We start from the raw sequence: 16,409 nt of genomic DNA on the forward strand, positions 1-16,409 counted from the left end.
TTGCCCTACACCAAGTCTCACGACGTACACGAAAGGCCTTAGCGCATGTCTATTCCACAGTCCGGCGGCGGGCCGATCGAACATCACGACCAATTGGCACAATACCTGGCCGACGGCTGCAAGCCCAAGGAAGACTGGCGCATTGGCACCGAGCACGAGAAATTCGGTTATATCAAGGACACGCTGGAGCCGCTGCCGTTCGAGGGCAAACAGTCGATCGTGGCCGTGCTGGAAGGCTTGCGCGACCGCTATGGCTGGTCCGAAGTGCGTGAAGGCGGGCACCTGACGGGCCTTGAGCTGGACGGTGCGAACGTGTCGCTGGAACCAGGCGGGGCGCTGGAGCTGTCCGGTGCCCCGCTGGAAACCATTCACGGCACCTGTGACGAGGTCAACGAACACCTGCGTCAGGTCAAGGACATCTCGGACGAGATCGGCGTCGGTTTCATCGGTCTGGGCGCGGCGCCGACGTGGATGCACGAGGACATGCCGCTGATGCCCAAGGGGCGCTACAAGCTGATGGACGCCTATATGGGCAAGGTCGGCACGATGGGCCGCACGATGATGCGGCGCACCTGCACCGTGCAGGTGAACCTGGATTTCGGGTCCGAGGCGGACATGGTGCAAAAGCTGCGCGTGGCGCTGGCCTTGCAGCCGGTCGCGGTGGCGCTGTTCGCCAACTCGCCGTTTTTCGAGGGCAAGCCCAACGGTCACAAATCATGGCGCAGCCGCGTCTGGCGCGATCTGGACCCGGCGCGCACGGGCATGTTGCCCTTCGTCTTTGAGGATGGGTTCGGTTTCGAGGCCTGGGTGCAATACGCGTTGGACGTGCCCATGTATTTTGTCTACCGCGATGGCAAGTACATCGATGCGCTGGGCATGTCGTTCCGCGATTTCCTCAAGGGGCAACTGCCTGCGCTGCCGGGTGAAAAGCCGACCCTGTCCGACTGGGCTGACCATCTGACCACGGCTTTCCCCGAGGCGCGGATCAAGAAATTCATCGAGATGCGTGGCGCGGACGGCGGTCCGTGGCGGCGGCTGTGCGCGCTGCCTGCGTTCTGGACCGGCCTGATGTACGACCAGGGCGCGTTGGACGCGGCCTGGGATCTGGTCAAGGATTGGGATGCGGAAACCCGTGAAGGTCTGCGGGTTGCGGCCTCGGTCGATGGGTTGCAGGCGCAGGTCGGCGATGTGTCGATGATGGACATCGCCCGCGCGTCGCTGGAGATTTCCAAGGCCGGCCTGCAAGCGCGTGCGCGTCCGGGTGCGGGCGGGCTGATCCCTGACGAGACGCATTTCCTGAACGCACTGCACGAAAGCGTCGAAACCGGCCAGACCCCTGCAGACGAGCTGTTGGCCCATTACAACGGTGACTGGAACGGCGACCTGAACCGGATCTTTGCCGAGTATTCCTATTAGGATTTCGTGAGGCTGATCTCGACCACGTCGGCTGTGCCTGCGGGCTGGCCGACACGGATGCTGTGCGCGCCCATATGCATGATTTGCGCCCCTGCGGGATAGTGCAGACTTGGCGCCTCGCGGCCCAGAGACAGGTTCAGTCCGGTCGCCAGACGCGCGGCGGATTGGCCGGTTTTCAGCTTGGCACCTGGGATGTTGCCCGCGCGGACCGCGCACCTGTCATGGCCTGCGCCCCCCTGAACAACCTGCGCGACAAGCTGGTCGTTTGCGCCGTGCAGGGTGGTGGTGCCATCGGCGGCTGTCTGGTGTGTCTCGAACGCGCCGCTGCCCAGCAGGCCGTCCAAGGCGCGGGATGGGTCATCGGCATTGGGCAGGCAATGTGTCAGAAACAACTGTTCGGCCTGTCCGACCAGCGGTGGGGGCGGGGCCAGACCGCCTTGGGCTCCGGCATCGGCAGGGATCATCACGGCGGTGGCAAGGGCCATACAGATCAGTCGCATTTTGGGTCTCCTATCGGGGGCAAGGTGACGGTTGGCTGGCCTGTCGTCAACAGACCAGCCGCAGTCTCTTAGGCGGCAGTTCCCGCAGGCGCGTCCTTGACCACGGCGCGCAGGGTGCCGACGGCATGGGTAAAGCCCAACCCCAGACACAAGGCTGCCAGTCCCAGCGCCACCATCAGCCCAGCGGCTGGTTCGGATTGGACAAGAGGCAGTGCGCCACCAATCAACGCCACGCCGCCCGCGCCAATGGCGCAAAAGCCGGTGGCGATGGTCACTGCCGCCGCGCGGGCGGCTTGCCGTGCCGCGGGGCATTCACCCAACAAGCTGCCGATTTTCAGGATCATGGCTGCCAGTGCAACCAGCATGCCAAAGGCAATGGCAATGTATATCAAGGCAAGTATCAGCATCATATGTCTCCTTTGTGATGCGGGAATTCAATGTGGCACGCGGCTGAAATCGCTGCGCAACCGGTTGTAGATCCACCCAAAAGCCCATCCCCACAGCGGTCCGAGGATCAGCCCGAAAAAGCCGTAGAACAGGACGATGGCCGCCAAGTCGCTGTTTGGGACCAGCAGGCCATAGGCGCAGCCAGCGATTGCACTGCCAATCACGACGGCGAAGGCCAAAGTTATGATCCCGTTTGTGTCGCCCTTGCGGAATCGCAAGTGGATCAGCAGTGCCGGGGTGGCCAGTAGCAGGTAGATCGGCCCGCCGAACACCAGCGCAAAGACCGGGATAAACAGGGCCCAGAACCCCAGCAAAGCCACCAACAGCGGCGCACCGAACAGGGCGATGAAAAATGCCACCGGATCAATCAGGTAACGGGGCCCTGGGCGGGCTGCGCGCCAGAAAATTCCGTCGTATTTTACAGTTATTTCTGTCATTTCAGAAATCTCCAGTCGTGAAAAAATCACTCCACCTCGGGTTTCGATTTCCCCTTGGGGATAAAGCGGGCAATGCGCGCGCCCATCTTGAGCAGGGTCAGTTGCACGCCACGCGGAATGCGGTCGATGTCGGTGTACCAGTCGTCGAACAGCTGCATCGTCTCCAGCGTGTCGTCGATACGCTTTTGCACGGCGGCGGGGGTGGCATCGGTCGCGGCCTGTGTCTTGACCTCGCGCAGCGCGGCCAGCGTCGGCGCATATTCCCGTTCGCGGCGTGTGCGCACCACGGTCTGGACCAGGTCGAACATATCGCGGATCGAATGGAAATGATCGCGGCGGTCACCCAACTGGCGACTGGCCTTGACCAACCCTTGGCTTTGCAGCTCTTTCAGCCCGGTCGAGACATTCGAACGCGCGAGGTTCAGCAATTCGCATATATCCTCGGCGGTCAGCGGCTCGGGCGAGATGTGCAGCAGCGCGTGGATTTGCGCCACGGACCTGTTGGTGCCCCATTTGTTGCCCATCTCTCCCCAGTGGAGGATAAAATCTTGCATGGCGGGGGTCAGGTGCATTTCACATCTCATTAATTTCTGTAATGACAGAAATATCAGAATTTACTGTCACGTCAAGCCTGTTTTCGACCGGCCTTTCAGGGCAAGCGGCTGGCAGTCAGGATTTTTGTCCGATCTTCGGCTCGGTGCCCTGGCGGATCCGGGTGATGTTCGCACGGTGACGCCAGAACACCAGCAGCGTCAGCGCGATGCCCAGCAGCAGCATCGTGCCGTTTCCGGTCAGGACCAGCAGGAATGTGGATACCGCCGCTGCCATCAACCCGCCCATGGACGAAATGCGTGTCAGCGATGCGGCGACCGCCCATGCGATGCAGCAACCAAGGCCGACGGGCCAGGCCAATGCCCACATCAGCCCCAGGAAGGTCGCCACGCCCTTGCCTCCCTTGAAGCCCAGCCAGACCGGATAGCAATGGCCCAGCATCGCCATCAACGCGGCCAATTGGGCGGCGTCTTCGCCTGAATAGACCCGCGCCAGCAACACGGCCACCACGCCTTTGCCCGCGTCCAGCAACAGGGTCAGGGCGGCGGCGGTCTTGTTGCCGGTGCGCAGCACGTTGGTGGCCCCGATGTTGCCTGACCCGATCTCGCGCAGGTTGCCCAGTCCCAGCAGTTGCGTCAGCAGCAGGCCAAAGGGGATGGACCCCAATCCGTAGCCAATGAGCGCCCACAGCAAGAGGGTCAGGGAAGAGCTTTCGATCAGCGGCATTCAGGACCCCATTTCAAAGACACATGCGCCGTCCACATATGTTGCCAGCACCTTACCCTGCATCCGCTGGCCGTCAAACGGCGTGTTGCGGGATTTCGACCGTAGGGTTGTGCGGTCCATGACAAAGGGCGCATCGGCGTCGAACAGGACCAGATCGGCAGGCGCACCCGCAGCCAGACGGCCCGCAGGCAGGCCCAGACGTTTCGCAGGGTTCAGTGACATGGCGCGCCATAGCTGCGGCAGATCGATCAGCCCAGCGTGTACCAGCCGCAACGCGGCGGGCAGGAAGGTTTCCAGTGCCACGGCCCCGCTGGCGGCTTCCTCGAAGGGCAGGCGTTTGCTTTCTTCGTCCTGCGGCGTGTGCATGGACGAGATGATGTCGATCAGCCCCGAGGCCACGGCCTCGGCCACCGCCACGCGGTCGTCTTCGTCGCGCAGGGGTGGTTTCAATTTGAAGAAGGTGCGATAGTCGGCCACGTCCAACGCGTTCAGTGTCAGGTGGTGCACGGAGGTGCCTGCGGTGATGTCCAGCCCGTTGGCCTTGGCCCGGGCCAGCGCGGGCAGGGCGCGGGCGGTGGTGATCTGGTCGACGTGATAGCGTGCGCCGGTCATCTCGATCAGCGCGATGTCGCGGTCCAGTGCCATGCGCTCGGCCATCGGCGTCACCCCCGGAAGGCCGCGCAACGAGGCGAACTTGCCCGAAGTCACGCAAGCGCCCTTGCTCAGCCCCGGCTCCTGTACATGCGCGATCACCAGCGCACCCAGCGACCGCGCATAGGTCAGCGCGCGCGAGAACACCTTGGTGTCGGTTACCACGTGGTCGCAATCGGTAAAGGCGACGGCTCCCGCATCCAGCAGGAAGCTGATTTCGGTCATCTCGCGGCCCATCCGTCCCTTGGTCAGCGCGGCCATGGGCAACACATGCACAGGGGCTGCTTCGCGGGCGCGGCGGATGACGAATTCCAGCGTTTCGGGGTTGTCGATGGCCGGATCGGTGTCGGGGCGGGTTACGATGGTCGTGACACCGCCCGCAGCAGCGGCAGCACCGGCGGACCGGAAGCTTTCCTTGTGCCGTTCGCCGGGTTCGCAGACCTTGACGCCGATGTCGATGATGCCGGGGGCCAGGTATTTGCCCGCACAATCGATGATGCTGTCAGCGCCATAAGTTTTCGGGTTCTCAACGGGTTGGGTCAGGATGTTGGTGATCTTGCCATCCTCGACCAGAAGGCCTCCGTCGATGATCTGTCCGGCTTCGGGGTCGATCAGGCGGGCGTTGGTAAAGAGGGTCAGGGTCAAGGGCGGCATCCTCATTCCGGTGTTCACACAGGCTTTAACGGGGATTGGGCCGTTGCGAAAGGGGAGAGGGGGCGGCGCTTGAGTGTAGAAGGTCAGATGAATTCGACCTTCACGGCTTCAACTGATCCAAAAAAACGCACCGGGCCTGCGCGCAGAATGCAGTGTAGGTCTTAAAAGAGCCCAAAGTGCATGAGCCGAAAAATCTAGCGGTGGCCAAAGTCGTACTGCTATATTGATCACAAACCATCGAAATACAGTGCAAACAGGAACACTCATTGTGGCTAAAAATCTAGAAGACCAAAAAAGAGAAACCTTCTCGGTGTTTGATGACCTTCAATCAAAACAAAGGCTGCCTGAGATGGCTATCGTCGATTTCCATTTCGTACCAATTAAGAACACTGCCAATTGGTCTGGATTTATGAGTGAAATTAAAGATATGGGTTACAAGTCGGAACCTTATGAAGATGAAGGTACGCTTGAAATATCCACACGACCAATCGCTCTGAGTGCAGAGCGCATCTGGTTTCACGAAAAGCAATTTACGATAGTTGGGGAAAGATATGGATTCGCTCCGGACGGGTGGGGGTTTTTTGGCATAGAAAATAATAGAGACCTGATGAGCTAATAGATTTGAACCGTCGGGCTTAACTTACAAACCATAGTAGCTTCGTCCCGCTCACCTGACCTTGCCCCATATCACACCTAAGGTCCGGTTTGGGTCAAATAGACCTGGCATTCGACATCAGGCCTGCTTTGCCGTTGCCACAGCCTCGCGGATGCGGTCGGCCAGGGTCGAGGCCGCCTTGATCCCCACCGAGGTTCCGTCGCGGTGATCGTCATGACACCGCACGGCGACGATGCTGCCGATGTGACTGACCTCGACGATATCGCGCAGGGCGACCGCGCGGGATTCGCCTGCTGTCGTGCGGCGGTCCTGGATGATCAGGAATTCGTCCGTCAGGCGCAGTACCGCGACCACATTGTCACCGTTTTCCCAATAGGGCCGCGTGGCCTGTGCGATCCATGCCACCGCCAGCACCGTCCAGGCCCAGACCGGCAGGGACAGCGCCCAGACAATCGCCGCCATCGCGGCGCCCATCCAGAACAGCACCATCACCCGCCCAGCCATCACTGCAAGGTCCCGGCGATGGACTGTGTGGGTGAAGGTCACGCGATCCAGACGACAAGTGCGGTGATCAGAAAGATCACCAGCAGCGCCACCGTGGCCACGCGGCCTGACATGGCGGCATCCGACACGGGCCTGCTGGCCTTGGGCGGGCCGCTGTAGGGATCGGCCGAGGCGCTGGTGATGGTTTCGGTGGTGGTCCATTCTACGGGCGGTGCGCCGAAGGTGCCGATCAGCGTCAGGTTGGGTGTGTCGGGCAGGGTCACGTTCAGATCGCGGAAGGCCAGCGACAGCACCACCAGAACATAGCCTTCGAGCGCGCGCAGGCGCCCCGCCTGCGGATCAAGCTGGGCGCGGGGGATGTCGTAGCCGGTGTGCAGGTAGTCATCCAGCCCCAGGTCGCCCAGATCGGCCACACGGAACAGTTCGATATAGTCGGGGTTCAGGTCGTTCGCGCCCAGCAGTTTCTGAATGCCGTGGGTGCCTTCGTCCAGGATGGCGCGGACTTCGGTTTCGGTCTTGTTGATGGCGAACAGGCGCAGGCGGCCACGTTCCATCGGGGGTATCTCGGCAAGGCTCATCTGATTGCCCTTTGCGGGTTATACTGGGTGCAGTTCAACATATGTCGCGCAGGCGGCGGGACCAGTGTCAGGCCGCTGCGCGTTCGGCGCGCAGGTTTTGCGCCAGCAGGTCCATCGCGGCCATGCGCACGGCCACGCCCATTTCCACCTGTTCCTGAATGACGCTGCGGTTGATGTCGTCGGCCAGCGTGCCGTCGATTTCCACGCCGCGGTTCATCGGGCCGGGGTGCATGACGATAGCGTCGGGCTTGGCATGTGCAAGCTTTTCGGAATCCAGTCCAAAACGGTGGTAATACTCACGTTCGCTGGGGATAAAGCCGCCGTCCATACGTTCTTTTTGCAAGCGCAACATCATCACCACATCGACGTCTTTCAGCCCTTTGGCCATGTCGTCAAAGACTTCGACGCCAAATTCTTCGATGCCCGAAGGCATCAGGGTCGGCGGGGCGATCAGGCGGATGCGGTTCTCCATCTTGCCCAGCAGCATGATGTTGCTGCGGGCCACGCGGCTGTGAGCGATGTCGCCGCAAATGGCGATGGACAGGCGGTGCAGGCGGCCCTTGGCGCGGCGGATGGTCAGCGCGTCCAGCAGCGCCTGCGTGGGGTGTTCGTGGCGGCCGTCACCGGCGTTCAGCACGGCGCAGTTGACCTTTTGCGCCAACAGGTCGACCGCGCCCGATTGCGGATGGCGCACCACCAGCAGGTCGGGGTGCATGGCGTTCAGGGTCATCGCGGTGTCAATCAGGGTTTCGCCCTTTTTGATCGAACTGGCCTGCATCGCCATGTTCATCACGTCAGCACCCAGCCGCTTGCCCGCGATTTCAAACGACGCCTGCGTGCGGGTCGAGTTTTCAAAGAACATGTTGATCTGGGTCAGCCCCGCCAGCGTGTCCGAATGTTTGGCGGTGCGGTTCAGGGTGACATAGTCATCCGCCAGATCCAGCAGTGTCGTGATATCTGAAGGGGCGAGCGGTTCGATGCCCAGCAGGTGGCGGTGTTTGAAGGTCATGCGCGCGTCTCCGATGCTGCGGGCTTTATAGGGACGCTGCCGGGGGGCGGCAAGCATCGTGGCAGGCGGCGTGCAACAGGCGTTTTGTCTGGGCGCGGGGCGGCGTAGAGTGGGCGCATGGAATCACTGAGCTATCATGACGCCGCCGCGATGCTGGCCTGGCAGGTCGAACTGGGGGTGGACGAATGCATCATGGATGCGCCTGTCAACCGCTATGAAACCCCGGCGGCGGCCCCTCGGCCCAAAGCGGCCGCCCCCGAGGCGCCGCAGCGCGGGCCGGTGCGCTTTGTTGAGACGCAAGTGGATCTGCCAGCGTTGGCACGTGCCGCAGCCGCTCAGGCGGCTGACATTGACGCGCTGCGCGCGGCGGTGGACGGTTTTGGCCATTGCGAACTGCAAAAAGGCGCGCGCAACCTGGTCTTTGCCGATGGTGATCCGTCGGCGCGGGTGATGATCGTGGGGGATGTGCCAACGCGGGAGGAAGACCGCGCCGGCATGCCGTTTGTCGGGGCCGAAGGCGCGTTGCTGGATGCGATGTTTGCGGCTATCGGCATGGGACGGGGCACGGATGTGCCGGTCTACGCCACTTTGGCGCTGCCGTGGCGGACACCGCAGGACCGCGCGCCCAGCGGTGAAGAGATCGCGATGTTGGCCCCGTTCCTTGAACGTCACATCGTGCTGGCCGACCCGGATGTGGTTGTGATCATGGGCAATGTCGCGGCACAGGCGCTGATCGGGAAACCCGGTATCACGCGGATGCGCGGCACGTGGAAAGAGGTGTGTGGCAAGCCTGCGATGCCGATGTTTGCGCCCGCCCATTTGTTGCGCAATCCGCTGGCCAAGCGCGAGGCCTGGGCCGACCTTCTGGACATACAGGCACGGTTGAACGCATGAGAATCCTGGCCTTTTCCGACCTGCACCACGCCCGCGCACGCGCCGCCGACCTTGTGGCGGCCAGTGGCGATGCCGATCTGGTGATCGGGGCGGGGGATTATTGCAACATGCGGCATGATCTGGCGGGCGCGATGGCCTTGCTGGATGGGATTGCCGCGCCGCTGGTGCTGGTGCCGGGCAACGCCGAAAGTGTGGATGAATTGCGCGCCGCCGCCCCGCGCGCCACGGTGCTGCATGGCGATGCGCATGACGTCGGCGGGCTGCGGCTGTTCGGTATGGGCTATGGCGTGCCGCCGACGCCCTTTGGCCAATGGTCGTGCGATCTGGACGAGGACGCTGCCGCCACGATGCTGGCGGGCTGTGATGGGGCCGACCTGCTGATTTGCCATTCCCCGCCCAAGGGCGTGGTGGACGTGACCAGCGGCGGCCTGTCCGTGGGATCGACCGCGATCCGCGCGGCGGTCGAGCGTATCCAGCCCAAGCTGATGTTTTGCGGGCATATTCACGATTGCTGGGGGCAGGAGGGGCAGATTGGCGACACGCGTGTGGTCAATCTGGGGCCGACTGTGAACTGGTTTGACCTTGGGGCGTGACCCCGTGACATCGGATTGGAACCGACAATGACCGAATGGATCACCTTGCTGGCGTTTCTGCCTGCGGCGCTGGCGCTGAACCTGACGCCGGGGGCGGATATGATGTTTTGTCTGGGTCAAGGGCTGCGGTCCGGGCCACGGGCGGCGGTGGCGGCAAGTGCCGGCATTTCGCTGGGCGCGTTTATTCACACCGGTCTTGCGGGGCTGGGACTGGGTGCCGTGGTGGCCACGGTGCCGGGCGCCTTCGAGGTGATCCGCTGGATTGGCGTGGCCTATTTGCTGTACCTGGCGCTGCAATTGCTGCGCGGGGGGGACGCGAAACGCAGCAAGGCGGGCGGATTGCGTGCCATTCAGGCGTTTCGCACCGGATTGATCGTGAACCTGACCAATCCCAAGGTGATCCTGTTCGTGTTGGCTTTCCTGCCCCAGTTCGTGCATCCTGACGGGCTTCCGGTATTGGCGCAATTCCTGATCCTTGGGCTCGTGATGGCGCTGGGCGGCTTCGTGATCAACGGGGCCGTGGGCATCTTTGCCTCGGGTCTGGGCGCACGTCTGGCGCGGGGCAGCCGGGTGCTGGATTATATCACCAGCGGAATTTTTGCAGCCCTCGCGGTGCGGCTGGCCTTGTTGGAGCGCAGCGCATGAGCCGGATTGACGAGAGCAAGGAATTTATCCCCGTTCGCATCGCCGTGCTGACCGTTAGCGATACGCGCACGCTGGCCGAGGACCGATCCGGCGACGTACTGGTGGACCGGATCGCGGCGGCGGGGCATGTTCTGGCCGACCGCAAGATCATTGCGGACGAGCGCGCCGAGATCGCGGACCAGTTGCGCGCATGGTGTGCCGATCCGCAGATCGACGTGGTGATCAGCACCGGCGGCACCGGCCTGACGGGCCGCGATGTCACGGTCGAGGCGCACCGCGATGTCTATGAAAAGGAAATCGACGCCTTTGGCACGGTCTTTACCATCGTCAGCATGAACAAGATCGGCACCAGCGCCGTGCAAAGCCGTGCGACGGGCGGTGTGGCGGGCGGGACTTACCTGTTCGCGCTGCCCGGAAGTCCCGGTGCCTGCAAGGATGCGTGGGACGAAATTCTGGTCAAGCAACTGGATTTCCGCCACCGCCCCTGCAACTTTGTCGAAATAATGCCACGTCTGGACGAACATCTGCGACGGAAGTGACCCGTGCCTGCGTAACAGTGTCGTGGGGACGGGTTCCGTGGCGCGCATTCGTGCTATGATAACAGGCCCCTGACAATGCAACGGGGCCTATGGGTGTGAATGGATGCGGTTTCTGAGACAAAGCCTGATCGGTCTGGTTCTGACGGCGCTGACGCTGGTCCTGCTGCTGTACGCAGGCAATCTGGTGCGCGGCGCGGTGCAGGAGCGCATGTCGCGCGTGACCAAGGCCCCGCCTGCACGCGAACGTACGTTTGCCGTGACGCTGGTACAGGCAGAGGCAGGCGACGTGGTGCCCGAGCTGGACACCTTTGGCGAGGTCCAGTCGCGCCGCACGCTTGAGCTGCGCGCGGCGGTTGCGGGGCGCGTGACCGAGATGGCCGACAGCTTTGAGGACGGCGGATCGGTGGCTGAGGGTGATGTGCTGGTGCAGCTTGATCCGGCAGATGCGCAATCGACGCTGGACCGGGTGCAGGCGGACATTGCCGATGCAAAGGCGGAATTGCGCGATGCGCAGCGCACGTTGGATCTGAACCGCGACGATCAGGTGGCGGCGCAGGAACAGGCCGACCTGCGTGAAAAAGCATTCCAGCGGCAGGTTGATCTGGAAACCCGTGGCGTGGGCACGGCGGCGGCGGTGGAAACGGCGGAACTGGCCGCATCCGCTGCGCGTCAGGCGGTGTTGTCCCGCAGGCAGGCGGTGACGTCAGCCGAGGCGCGGATTGATCAGGCCAACACCACGTTGGCCCGTACCGAGATTGCGCTGGCCGAGGCGCAGCGGCGGCTGGCTGACACAACGCTGCGCGCACCTTTTGACGGCACGCTGAGCCTGACCAACGTCACACTGGGGCGGCTGGTCTCGGCCAACGAAAAGCTGGCCGACCTGATTGATCCCGACGCGTTGGAAGTGTCGTTTCGCGTATCCACGGCGCAATATGTGCGGCTGTTGGACGATGCGGGCGCATTGCTGCGGGCACCGGTTCAGGTGACGCTGGACGTGGCAGGTATTGATTTGCAGGCCACCGGCACGATCAGCCGCGCCAGCGTCGAGGCGGGCGAGGCGCAGACCGGGCGGCTGGTCTTTGCACGACTGGACGGCGCGCGCGGGTTCAAGCCGGGTGATTTCGTGACGGTCAAGGTCCAAGAGCCGGAATTGCAGGATGTGATCCGCCTGCCGTCCTCGGCGCTGGGCGCAGATGACACGGTGCTGGTGCTGGGCGAGGGAGACCGGCTGGAAACGATCCGCGTCGCGGTGCTGCGCCGTCAGGGTGACACGATTCTGGTGCGCGGTGACGGGCTTGAAGGCCGCGAGGTGGTCGAGGCGCGTTCGCCTCTGTTGGGCGCAGGCATTGCCGTGACCCCGCTGCGCATCGGCCGCGAAGAGGCCGTGCCCGCCGTGCCCGAGATGCTTGAGCTGAGCGCCGAACGCCGCGCGCGTCTGGTTGCCTTTGTCGAGGCCAACGACCGGATGCCGCAAGAGGCCAAGGCCCGCGTTCTGGCGCAGCTTGCCGAACCTCAGGTGCCCGCGCAGATGGTCGCGCGCATAGAGAGCCGGATGGGCGGCTGAGCATGGCCCGCGAAATCCCCCGCGCCGCTGGTGGCATTCTAAGCTATTTCACCCGTCACCGGACGCTGGCCAATCTGGTGCTGGTGCTGATGCTGGCGGCGGGGATCGTGGCGATGCCGAACATGCGGGCGCAGTCTCTGCCGGATGTGATCATCGATAATGTCACCGTGAATGTCGTCTGGAGTGGTGCCGGGGCCGAGGACGTGGATGCAGGCATCGTGCAACCGCTTGAGCCGGTGTTGCTGGCCGTCGAAGGTGTGGCAGGCTCCAGCGCCACCTCGACCGAGGGGCGCGGGTCGATCACGTTGGAGTTTGAACCCGGATGGGACATGGCCCGCGCGGCGGATGACGTGCAGACGGCGGTGGATGCGGTGACCACGCTGCCGGACGAGGCCGAGGACCCCACGGTGCGCCGTGGCGCATGGCGCGACAGGGTGACGGATGTGGTGATCACGGGCCCGGTATCGCCGCAACAGCTGGGCCTGTTTGCCGACGAGCTGGTGACGCGGTTGTTTGCCGAAGGGGTCACGCGGGCCACCATTCGCGGCGTGGCCGCGCCACAGGTTCTGGTCGAAGTGCCCTCGGCGCGTTTGATGGCCTATGACGTGAGCATGGCCGACATCGCAACGGCCATTGCCGCCGAGGTGGACGCCAGTCCGGCGGGCGATGTGACGGGGGCCAATGCGCGGGTGCGCACCGGCACTGAAAAGCGCAGCGCCCAGCAGATCAGCGGCATTGTGCTGCGGTCCAATCCTGATGGCTCAAAACTGACCGTGGGCGACGTGGCGCGGGTCGAACAAAGCGGCTTGGACCGGTCGCGCGGCTATTTCGTGGGACCGAACCCGGCCGTGTCGATCCGCGTGGACCGTACCGAAACGGGCGATGCCATCGCGGTGCAGCACGATGTCGAGAAGGTGGCAGAGGCGCTTGAGGCGACGCTGCCGCCCGCGGTCAGTGTCACGTTGATCCGCACCCGCGCCGAGGAGATTTCCGCACGGCTGGATATTCTGGTCGACAACGGGCTGATGGGGCTGGGCATGGTGGTGGCGCTGCTGTTCCTGTTCCTGAACGCGCGCACGGCGATCTGGGTCGCGGCGGGGATACCCGTGGCGATGATGGCGGCGATTGCGCTGATGTATGTGGGCGGTCTGACGATCAACATGATCTCGCTGTTCGGGTTGATCATCACCTTGGGGATCGTGGTGGATGACGCGATTGTGGTGGGCGAACATGCGGACCATAGGGCCCGCTATTACGGAGAATCGCCCGTGGTGGCGGCGGAAACGGCGGCGCAGCGTATGGCGATGCCAGTGGTGGCCGCCACGCTGACCACGGTGATTGCGTTCTTTGGGCTGGTGGCCGTGGGCGGACGCTTTGGCGATCTGATCCGCGACATTCCCTATACGGTGATCGTGGTGCTGATCGCGTCGCTGATCGAGTGTTTCCTGATCCTGCCGCGTCACATGGCCCATGCGATCCGGCCTGACGGACAGTCGCAGTTCAGCTACGGTAAACTTGCGGTCGGCCTGCTGACCGGGGCCGTGTTCATCGGCGGTGGTGCGATCCTGCTTTGGGCGTGGATCACGCGGCCTGAGGACGGGCTTTGGGCCTCGATTGTCTGGGATGGTTTGCGCGTTGCGGCCTATACGCTGGCAGGCTGTGCGGCGGTCTTTGTGCTGTTGCCGCGCCGCGCCAAGGCGGCGGTGGTGCACCGCATCGGCACGGCGGGCATCGACCTGCCGTCCAAGATCGTGAATCGCGGCTTTGAATGGCTGCGTGACCGGCTGTTCCGTCCGTTCATGGCGGCGGTCATCTTTGCCCGCTACGTGGTGCTGGCGGGCGCGCTGGTGGTGCTGGCCAGCCAGGTTGCCCTGTTCATCAATGGTGACGTGCAGTGGCGGTTCTTCAATTCGCCCGAACAGGGGTCTGTGACCGGCAACTTTGCCATGGCCGAAGGGGCCACGCGCGCCGATAGCCTGGAGATGATGCGCGAGATGCAGCGCGCGACCGAGGCGCTGGGCAAGTCCTATGAAGAGCGCTATGGCCGCAATCCCATCGCCTATGTGATCGCCGAGATCGGCGGCAACGCGGGGCGGGCGCTGGCCGGGGCCGATACCAAGGACGCCGACCAGCTGGGTGGCATCTCGATCGAGCTGATCGACGCGGACCTGCGACCCTATTCGTCCTCGGCCTTTGTTTCGGAGTTGCAAGAGATGGTGGTGCCGCATCCGCTGGCCGAAACCGTCAGCTTTCGCGGCTGGCGCTCGGGGCCGGGGGGCGATGCGCTGGACGTGCAATTCTATGGCGCCAGCACCGATGTGCTCAAGGCCGCGTCCGAGGATCTGAAGCGTGCGGTGCTGCAATACCCCGAGGTCAGCGCGGTCGAGGACAACCTGGCCTATGACAAGGAAGAGCTGATCCTGGACCTGACCGCGCAGGGGCAGGCGCTGGGCTTTACCATCGACACGCTCGGACAGGTGCTGCGCAACCGGCTGAACGGGATCGAGGCGGCGACCTATCCCGACGGGCCGCGCAGTGCCGCGATCCGGGTCGAACTGCCCGAGGACGAACTGACGGCGGATTTTCTGGAGCGTACGCAGCTGCGCACCCCGGCTGGCACCTATGTACCGCTGGCCGACATTGTCAGCGTCGACCGCCGCACCGGCTTTTCCACGGTGCGCCGCGAAAACGGCATCCGGCTGATCTCGGTCACCGGCGACATATCCGAGGATGACCCGGCCCGCGCCGCCGAGATCGGGCGGGCGCTGGAAACCGATATCCTGCCGCGCATCGCATCGGAACGGCAGGTCGAATTCCGGCTGGCGGGACTGAGCGAGCAGGAAAACACCTTTCTGAGCGAGGCGTTGACCGGGCTGATCCTGTGTCTGACCGGGATTTACCTGGTGCTTGCCTGGGTCTTTGCCAGCTGGACGCGGCCTGTTGTCGTGATGGCGGTCATTCCCTTCGGGCTGGTCGGGGTGATCTATGGCCACCATCTGTGGGACGTGCCGCTGAGCATGTTCACGGTGGTCGGCCTGTTGGGGATGACGGGGATCATCATCAACGATTCCATCGTTCTTGTGACCACCATCGACGAATATGCCGCCGAGCGCGGGCTGATCCCGTCGATCATCGACGGAACTGCCGACCGGTTGCGGCCCGTGATGCTGACCACGCTGACCACGGTGCTGGGGATGGCGCCCTTGCTGTATGAAACATCGCAACAGGCGCAGTTCCTGAAACCTACCGTGATCACGCTGGTGTACGGGTTGGGCTTTGGCATGATTTTGGTTTTGCTGGTGGTGCCTGCGCTGATGGCGGCACAGCATGACGTGTCCCGGCAGGTCCGCGCGATGCGGCGCGGGCTGCGGGCGCGGGGGTTGCGGTTGGTGCTGGTGCCGCTGTGGCTGGCGGTGCTGCTGTGGGGCGCTGTGACGGTGGGTCCGGTTCTGGTGACAGGCGTGATGTGGCCTGCGGTGGCCGCTTTGTGGCCTTCGCTTGCGGCGGCATCACCCGGTGCTGCGGCGCTGGTGCTGTTTGTCGTGGGGCTGCTGGCGGCCGTGGCGGTGGTCTATGTGCTGGCGGCTGTGGGCTATCAGTTGATGCGCGCGCGGCGGACGGTTTGAGGTGGCGCTGACGGCCCGTTGATCGGCAGCCAGCACTGCGGCTTATTTCACCTTCTCGAAGTGGACGCTCGCGGCCCAAGGGGGGCTGTCGTCCAGAAATTCGTGCATTTCGTTCCGTACGCCCGGATCATCATCAAGACATTGGGCATTGATCGGAAAGCTGCCCTCGGGGGACAACGGTTCGCCCAAGGATGTTCCGCACTGCCCGCAGAAAGACCGCGTGTAGGCATAGCGTTCAGTCGGTGCGAGGGTTCGGATTTCGTTTTCGCCACGCAACAGGCGGAACTGATCGCGTTTGATGAAAACAATTGTGGATGTGCCGAGCTTTCGGCAGCGCGAACAATGGCACGTCCCCATGGCACTTGGCCTGCCAACAATCGTGAATTGCACCGCTCCGCACACACAGCTTCCCTTGATTTCCATGCCACTCTCCTTTTTCGAACATGATTTTCATGGCT

The 16,409-nt window shown here is 63.4% G+C and carries 18 protein-coding genes; 8 read left to right on the forward strand and 10 right to left on the reverse strand.

Features of this window, described 5'->3' with window-relative positions; all coding sequences use genetic code 11:
• The first annotated feature begins 45 nt into the window (after positions 1 to 45).
• On the forward strand, positions 46 to 1,416 hold the full coding sequence (locus tag BUC08_RS09760; protein ID WP_037924320.1) for a glutamate--cysteine ligase: 1,371 nt from the start codon (positions 46 to 48) through the stop codon (positions 1,414 to 1,416).
• On the opposite strand, the gene BUC08_RS09765 is transcribed toward BUC08_RS09760, so the two are convergent.
• The 6 genes from BUC08_RS09765 to pyrC form a co-directional block, all read right to left on the reverse strand.
• On the reverse strand, positions 1,413 to 1,916 hold the full coding sequence (locus BUC08_RS09765) for a hypothetical protein (protein WP_037924318.1): 504 nt from the start codon (positions 1,914 to 1,916) through the stop codon (positions 1,413 to 1,415). The genes BUC08_RS09760 and BUC08_RS09765 overlap by 4 nt on opposite strands.
• Positions 1,917 to 1,984: 68 nt before the next feature.
• The gene (locus BUC08_RS09770; protein WP_073194199.1) at positions 1,985 to 2,323 is read right to left on the reverse strand and encodes a hypothetical protein; all 339 of its coding nucleotides are present in this window, start codon (positions 2,321 to 2,323) and stop codon (positions 1,985 to 1,987) included.
• Between the two features lie 27 nt (positions 2,324 to 2,350).
• Positions 2,351 to 2,800, reverse strand: coding sequence for a hypothetical protein (locus BUC08_RS09775; RefSeq protein WP_143186713.1), 450 nt, complete (start codon positions 2,798 to 2,800; stop codon positions 2,351 to 2,353).
• 26 nt (positions 2,801 to 2,826) lie between these two features.
• Positions 2,827 to 3,372 (reverse strand): GbsR/MarR family transcriptional regulator, encoded by a 546-nt coding sequence (locus tag BUC08_RS09780; protein WP_037924307.1) that lies wholly within the window; start codon positions 3,370 to 3,372, stop codon positions 2,827 to 2,829.
• 97 nt (positions 3,373 to 3,469) lie between these two features.
• Positions 3,470 to 4,078 (reverse strand): glycerol-3-phosphate 1-O-acyltransferase PlsY, encoded by a 609-nt coding sequence (gene plsY, locus BUC08_RS09785; protein WP_037924304.1) that lies wholly within the window; start codon positions 4,076 to 4,078, stop codon positions 3,470 to 3,472.
• Positions 4,079 to 5,374: a dihydroorotase gene (gene pyrC / locus BUC08_RS09790; RefSeq protein WP_224769694.1), complete on the reverse strand. Its 1,296-nt coding sequence runs from the start codon at positions 5,372 to 5,374 to the stop codon at positions 4,079 to 4,081. It abuts the gene before it with no gap.
• 277 nt (positions 5,375 to 5,651) lie between these two features.
• On the opposite strand from pyrC, the gene BUC08_RS09795 reads away from it, so the two are divergent.
• On the forward strand, positions 5,652 to 5,999 hold the full coding sequence (locus BUC08_RS09795) for a ribonuclease E inhibitor RraB (RefSeq protein WP_037924300.1): 348 nt from the start codon (positions 5,652 to 5,654) through the stop codon (positions 5,997 to 5,999).
• Between the two features lie 117 nt (positions 6,000 to 6,116).
• Here the strand turns inward: BUC08_RS09795 and BUC08_RS09800 are convergent, their stop codons facing one another.
• The 3 genes from BUC08_RS09800 to BUC08_RS09810 all read right to left on the reverse strand — a co-directional run bounded on the left by BUC08_RS09800 (position 6,117) and on the right by BUC08_RS09810 (position 8,090).
• Positions 6,117 to 6,503: a hypothetical protein gene (locus BUC08_RS09800; RefSeq protein WP_037924298.1), complete on the reverse strand. Its 387-nt coding sequence runs from the start codon at positions 6,501 to 6,503 to the stop codon at positions 6,117 to 6,119.
• Between the two features lie 38 nt (positions 6,504 to 6,541).
• The gene (locus BUC08_RS09805; protein WP_051694132.1) at positions 6,542 to 7,081 is read right to left on the reverse strand and encodes a hypothetical protein; all 540 of its coding nucleotides are present in this window, start codon (positions 7,079 to 7,081) and stop codon (positions 6,542 to 6,544) included.
• A gap of 67 nt (positions 7,082 to 7,148) precedes the next feature.
• Positions 7,149 to 8,090, reverse strand: a complete 942-nt coding sequence (locus tag BUC08_RS09810) for an aspartate carbamoyltransferase catalytic subunit (protein ID WP_028958640.1) — start codon at positions 8,088 to 8,090, stop codon at positions 7,149 to 7,151.
• Between the two features lie 117 nt (positions 8,091 to 8,207).
• Between BUC08_RS09810 and BUC08_RS09815 the strand changes: the two genes are divergently transcribed.
• The 6 genes from BUC08_RS09815 to BUC08_RS09840 all read left to right on the forward strand — a co-directional run bounded on the left by BUC08_RS09815 (position 8,208) and on the right by BUC08_RS09840 (position 15,951).
• Positions 8,208 to 8,984, forward strand: coding sequence for a uracil-DNA glycosylase (locus tag BUC08_RS09815; RefSeq protein WP_037924296.1), 777 nt, complete (start codon positions 8,208 to 8,210; stop codon positions 8,982 to 8,984).
• On the forward strand, positions 8,981 to 9,577 hold the full coding sequence (locus tag BUC08_RS09820; RefSeq protein WP_037924295.1) for a metallophosphoesterase family protein: 597 nt from the start codon (positions 8,981 to 8,983) through the stop codon (positions 9,575 to 9,577). The genes BUC08_RS09815 and BUC08_RS09820 overlap by 4 nt, the downstream gene beginning before the upstream one ends.
• 27 nt (positions 9,578 to 9,604) lie before the next feature.
• Positions 9,605 to 10,222, forward strand: coding sequence for a LysE family translocator (locus BUC08_RS09825; RefSeq protein WP_037924293.1), 618 nt, complete (start codon positions 9,605 to 9,607; stop codon positions 10,220 to 10,222).
• Complete coding sequence (gene moaB, locus BUC08_RS09830; RefSeq protein ID WP_037924291.1) at positions 10,219 to 10,761, forward strand: molybdenum cofactor biosynthesis protein B; 543 nt, start codon at positions 10,219 to 10,221, stop codon at positions 10,759 to 10,761. Before BUC08_RS09825 ends, moaB begins: the two co-directional genes overlap by 4 nt.
• Positions 10,762 to 10,864: 103 nt before the next feature.
• The gene (locus BUC08_RS09835; RefSeq protein ID WP_037924289.1) at positions 10,865 to 12,325 is read left to right on the forward strand and encodes an efflux RND transporter periplasmic adaptor subunit; all 1,461 of its coding nucleotides are present in this window, start codon (positions 10,865 to 10,867) and stop codon (positions 12,323 to 12,325) included.
• A gap of 2 nt (positions 12,326 to 12,327) precedes the next feature.
• Positions 12,328 to 15,951 (forward strand): efflux RND transporter permease subunit, encoded by a 3,624-nt coding sequence (locus tag BUC08_RS09840; protein WP_037924287.1) that lies wholly within the window; start codon positions 12,328 to 12,330, stop codon positions 15,949 to 15,951.
• Between the two features lie 42 nt (positions 15,952 to 15,993).
• Here the strand turns inward: BUC08_RS09840 and BUC08_RS09845 are convergent, their stop codons facing one another.
• Complete coding sequence (locus BUC08_RS09845; protein ID WP_037924285.1) at positions 15,994 to 16,374, reverse strand: GFA family protein; 381 nt, start codon at positions 16,372 to 16,374, stop codon at positions 15,994 to 15,996.
• Between the last annotated feature and the right edge of the window lie 35 nt (positions 16,375 to 16,409).

Origin of the sequence: Pseudosulfitobacter pseudonitzschiae (assembly GCF_900129395.1) — a bacterium.
GTDB classification, from domain to species: Bacteria; Pseudomonadota; Alphaproteobacteria; order Rhodobacterales; family Rhodobacteraceae; genus Pseudosulfitobacter; species Pseudosulfitobacter pseudonitzschiae.